Here is a 4,625-nt window from a genome sequence, read left to right as displayed (position 1 = left end):
CGTCTCGGCCGCCGGACGTTCCCCGCGGACGTCGACGCCGTCGTGGTCGACAGGCCGGTGTCGGATCGACCGACCGGCGTCGACGTCGTCGACCCCCGACGACCTGCGAGAGCAACTGCTGTACGCCCTCCCGCGCGAACGGGCCGGCGAAATCGCCGCGACCCACCTCGGTCGGCCCCTCCTGACCGAGGCGGCGGAGCCGACGCCCGCACTCCGCGACCGACTCCCGGTGTCGTCCGCGTCGCTGGGTTCGCTCCCCTCGTCTGCCGTCGTCGTCGTGGGTCTGCTCGTCGCCCTCGTCCTCGCGGGGTCGGTCGGAGGACTGTGGGCGGACGACGCTCCGTTCGGCGTCGGGTCCGACGCCGACGCGCGAGCGTGGGCGGTTTCGGCGCGTCCGCGGACCCCGTCGAGGACGCCGACGGCACGGCGACGCCAGCGCCGACGGTCACGCCGGCGCCCACCCCGACGCCGACACCGACGGCCGAGCGAAGTCGCGGGTTCCCGCCCGGACTCGGACCGGACGGGATACGGGACCCCTACCGCCTCGCGGAGACGCACGCCGACGCCGTCACCACGCAACCGTACGAACTCCAACTGACGTATCTGGAAGCGGTGAACGGGACCGAGCGGAGCCGCCGGGTCGAACGCGTCGAGGTGGCCGCACCGGTCAACTACGTCACGAACGTCTCCGGCAGGGGCGTCCCCTCGGCTGACCCCCCCATCGTCGCCGACGTGGAGGCGTACGCAGACGGGGGAATCCGCTGGGAACGGCAGGTCAGCGGGCCGCAGGGGCCGAACGACACCGTCTACTCGGCGACGCCGACGCGGACCGCGCGGTCCCGGCACGGCTACTACGCCGACCGAGTCGAACGCTACCTCGGCTGGTATCTCTCCGTGGAGAACTCCAGCATCACCGACGCCATCGACCAGAACGGCGTCACCTACTTCTGGCTCAGTCTCGGTCCCGACCCGTACCCCGGCGTCGAGAACTCGACGGGGTGGGCGCTCGTCACCGGGGAGGGCGTCGTCCTCCGCCTCGAACGGACGTACGAGACGCCCGACGCGCCGAACGCGACGGCGACGGTGCGCATCCAGTACACGAACCGCGGCGACGAACCGGTCGCGGAACCCGCGTGGGTGGCCGCGGCGCGTACCGCGACGGGACAGGGTTCGAACGCGACGGCGACCGAGACGGCGAATGCGACGCCGACCGCACCCTGACGACGGGGTCCGTCCGGCGAACCGACGCTCAGGCGGTACCGTTCTCCAGTCGTCGGAGTATCACGTGCGACCCGTCGTTCTCGACGGAGGCCACCGTCCGGCCGTCGAAGACGACGCGGAACGTCTCGTAGTCGCTCGGCACCGTCGCGACGCCGTCGAGTCGGGAGACTGGCGTGCAGTCCTCGGGCGGCGTCTTCTCCGCGTCGGCGTCGGGCGAACTCGCGATTCGGTAGACGTAGACGCCGGGAGCGGGGTTCTCGACCGTCGCATCGAAGTCGAGCGCGGCCGCCTCGTGTGCGTAGGTCCGGTTGAACACGAACGTCGTCGTCTCGCCGCCGGGGACGCGGACGAGGTACGACGACGGTCCGCCGGGCGGGTCGGCGGTACATCCCGTGGCGACGCCCGTCGAGGACGTGGGGCCGGTCGTCGTCGCCGCGGGGAGGACGTACGCGACGCCGCCGCCGCCGACGAGGAGGCCGACGACGAACACCGCGACGACGGTTCGGAGGTCGTAGGACACGGTCGGAGAGACGACGGCGAGCGAGAAAAGTGTGGGCCGCGGAGCGGCGTCGCTCGATTCGGCGGGAGTCCCCGAACGCGGACGTTCACCCGTTCCGACTGGTCGCTCCGCGACGCGCGGCCTCTCTGACACGGCGTGCTGTCGCGCGCAGCGGTACCGAACCGTCCGCTGTCGGGGCGAGCAGACGTAAACGTCGCCGGGATGCGGTACTATCCTCCCCCGGTGGTGCTTTTATACCTCCGGGGACCGGATGGGGCTGTATGAACCGAAACGACCAGCAGGCGTACGACCGGGGTACGTCGCTGTTCTCTCCCGACGGCCGCATCTATCAGGTCGAGTACGCCCGCGAAGCAGTCAAGCGAGGCGCGCCGAGCGTCGGCATCCGAACCGACGACGGCGTCGTCCTCGCGGCCCAACGCCGCACGAGTTCGTCGCTCATGGAGACCGAGAGCATCGAGAAGATTCACAAACTCGATAGCTACCTCGGCGCCGCCACGTCGGGCCACGTCGCGGACGCCCGGCAACTCGTCGACGACGCCCGACAGGAGGCGCAGGTGAACCACCTCCGCTACGGCGAGTCCATCGGCGTCGAGACGCTGACGAAGTCGCTCTCGGACATGATTCAGGAGAGCACCCAGCGCGGCGGCACGCGGCCGTTCGGCGCGTCCCTCCTCATCGGCGGCATGGACGGCGAGGGCGAGGAGACCCGCGCGCGACTGTTCCAGACCGACCCCTCCGGCGCGCCGCAGGAGTGGAAGGCCGTCGCCATCGGCGCGAACCGCAGCGACGTCCAGGAGTACCTCGAAGAGGAGTGGAGCGAGGAACTGTCGCTGTCCGACGGCGTCGGACTCGCCGTCCGCGCGCTCACCGTCCCCGACGAGGAACTCGAAGCGGAGAACCTCAGCGTCGTCACCGTCTCCGCCGAGGGCTACCGCGACGTTGACAACGAGGAGATAGACGCCGTCCTCTCCGACCACGTCCCCGGCGCGGACGACGACGAAGACGAAGACGCCGAGTAGGCGACGATGCCCGCAGACTCGACGCCCGGTGACGAGGGGTCCGAAGTCGGCGACCCGACGGACGGTCCCACAGCCGTCGTCCGACGCCTCACGACGTTTCCGGTGAAATCGCTGGACGGCTGTGACCGCGAGTCCATCGAACTCGTCGAGAACGGCGGGCTGGACGGCGACCGGGAGTTCGCCCTGTTCGACTCGAACGGCGACTACGTGAACGGGAAGCGCGAGCGTGCGGTCCACCGGATCCGCGCCGACTTCGACCCGGCGACGCGACGCCTCCGCCTCGCCGTCCCGGACCGCGAAGCGGCGTTCGACGTGGACGACGACCGGGCGGCGATGACGGCGTTTCTCTCCGAGTTCTTCGGCTACGAGGTGTCCCTCGACCAGAACCGTGCGGGCGGGTTCCCCGACGACACCGAGGCGTCGGGGCCGACCGTCGTGAGTACGGCGACGCTCCGCGAGACGGCGTCGTGGTTCGACGGCATCACGGTCGACGGGATGCGCCGTCGCCTCCGCGCGAACGTCGAACTCGGCGCCCGCGGCGACTCCGAACTCCCGCCGTTCTGGGAGGACCGCCTGTTCGACCGCAGAGGGCGCGTCGTCGAGTTCTCTGTCGGGAGCGTGCGGTTCGCCGGCGTCAACCCGTGTCAGCGCTGCGTCGTTCCCTCGCGAGACCCGGACACCGGCGACGAGTACGACGGCTTCCGGGAGACGTTCGTCCGCCGGCGCGCGGAGACGAAACCCGACTGGGCCGAGAGCGACTGGTTCGACCACGACTTCCGCCTCATGGTGAACACGCGCGTCCCCGAGTCCTCGTGGGGCGAGACGCTCGCCGTCGGCGACGAGGTGCGCGTCGGCGCGTCGCGGCCGGCCGCCGAGTGAGGCGCGGGCCCGCACCGCACTTCACTCGCCACTCCTCGCTTCGTCTCACCTCTCCTCACCTCATCCCGTCTCACGTCGCCGCATCCCGCACCACTTCACCCCGTCCCCACCACCTCACCACCCGCCGAACTTGTCCCGGCGGTAGAGGTCCAGTTCCTGCACCGCGGAGTTGTCCTGCATGGCCGCGAAGGCGATAGCGTCGGCCACCTCCTCGGGTTCGGTCACCTCGCCGGGGTCGAACCGCTCTTCGAACGTCTCCCCCTCGACGGCGAACTCAGAGCGGACCTCGGTGGGGTTGACGACGCTGACGGCGACGCCGTCGTCGCCCACCTGCGCGGCGACGCTGTGGGCGAAGCCCCGGACCCACCACTTCGTCGCGGCGTAGACGGGGTTGAACGGCCGGGGGTACTGCCCGGCGAAACTGCCGACGAAGACCAGCGTTCCCTCCGTCTCGACGAGGTGCGGGAGGACGGCGCGAGCGAGGAAGAACGAGCCGTCGACGTTGGTGTCGGTCATCGTCCGGTAGTCGTCCGTGGACATCGACGCCACGTCGGACCCGCGGGCGACGCCGGCGTTGACGACGGCCACGTCCACCCGGCCGAACGAGTCGAGCGTCCGTTCGACGGCCGCCGCGACGGCGTCCTCGTCGCGCACGTCCGCCGGCACCACGGCCGTCTCGACGCCGTGTTCGGCTTCGACGTCCGCCGCCAGCGACTCCAGTCGCGCCTCGCGTCTGGCGAGGAGGGCGACGTCCGCGCCCTCGGCGGCCAGTCGCCGCGCCGTCGCCGCGCCGATGCCCGAACTCGCGCCGGTCACGAGTGCGCTCCGTCCCGACAGGTCTTCCAACATGTCCCTCCCGTCTCGCCGGTCGCACTTAGCGGTGTACCCCGCCGCGCGCTACCGCTACCCGGACGTTTAGGCGGTGGGACGCAGAACCGATGGAGCATGAGCGCAGACCGACTCGTGTTCGAGGGCGGCCGCGTCGC

At 70.9% G+C, this 4,625-nt stretch carries 5 protein-coding genes; 3 read left to right on the top strand and 2 right to left on the bottom strand.

Annotated elements, in window-relative coordinates:
* The first annotated feature begins 375 nt into the window (after positions 1 to 375).
* Positions 376 to 1,221 carry a hypothetical protein gene (locus tag GJ632_RS19570; protein WP_191453816.1) on the top strand — a complete coding sequence of 282 codons (846 nt, stop codon included), beginning with the start codon at positions 376 to 378 and terminating at the stop codon, positions 1,219 to 1,221.
* A 28-nt stretch (positions 1,222 to 1,249) separates the two neighbouring features.
* Here the strand turns inward: GJ632_RS19570 and GJ632_RS19565 are convergent, their stop codons facing one another.
* Entirely contained in the window at positions 1,250 to 1,741 is a 492-nt protein-coding gene (locus tag GJ632_RS19565; RefSeq protein ID WP_197428103.1) for a hypothetical protein, read from the bottom strand.
* Positions 1,742 to 2,001: 260 nt separating this feature from the next.
* On the opposite strand from GJ632_RS19565, the gene psmA reads away from it, so the two are divergent.
* Together psmA and GJ632_RS19555 are read left to right on the top strand one after the other, a co-directional pair.
* The gene (gene psmA / locus GJ632_RS19560) at positions 2,002 to 2,760 is read left to right on the top strand and encodes an archaeal proteasome endopeptidase complex subunit alpha (RefSeq protein WP_089807168.1); all 759 of its coding nucleotides are present in this window, start codon (positions 2,002 to 2,004) and stop codon (positions 2,758 to 2,760) included.
* A gap of 6 nt (positions 2,761 to 2,766) precedes the next feature.
* On the top strand, positions 2,767 to 3,639 hold the full coding sequence (locus GJ632_RS19555; protein WP_191453815.1) for an MOSC domain-containing protein: 873 nt from the start codon (positions 2,767 to 2,769) through the stop codon (positions 3,637 to 3,639).
* Between the two features lie 114 nt (positions 3,640 to 3,753).
* On the opposite strand, the gene GJ632_RS19550 is transcribed toward GJ632_RS19555, so the two are convergent.
* A complete protein-coding gene (locus tag GJ632_RS19550; RefSeq protein ID WP_191453814.1) occupies positions 3,754 to 4,488 on the bottom strand; it encodes an SDR family oxidoreductase in 735 nt (244 codons plus the stop codon).
* Positions 4,489 to 4,625 lie beyond the last annotated feature (137 nt).

Source organism: Halogeometricum sp. CBA1124 (assembly GCF_009741955.1).
GTDB lineage: Archaea > Halobacteriota > Halobacteria > Halobacteriales > Haloferacaceae > Halogeometricum > Halogeometricum rufum.
The sequence above is the reverse complement of the archived record's forward strand: the minus strand, read 5'-3'. Positions and strand labels throughout refer to the sequence as shown.

What these genes read in the sequence shown, in the direction of transcription:
- psmA (WP_089807168.1), top strand. Translation starts at nt 2,002, where the DNA reads ATGAACCGAAACGACCAGCAGGCGTACGACCGGGGTACGTCGCTGTTC.
- GJ632_RS19555 (WP_191453815.1), top strand. Translation starts at nt 2,767, where the DNA reads ATGCCCGCAGACTCGACGCCCGGTGACGAGGGGTCCGAAGTCGGCGAC.
- GJ632_RS19550 (WP_191453814.1), bottom strand. Translation starts at nt 4,488, where the DNA reads ATGTTGGAAGACCTGTCGGGACGGAGCGCACTCGTGACCGGCGCGAGT.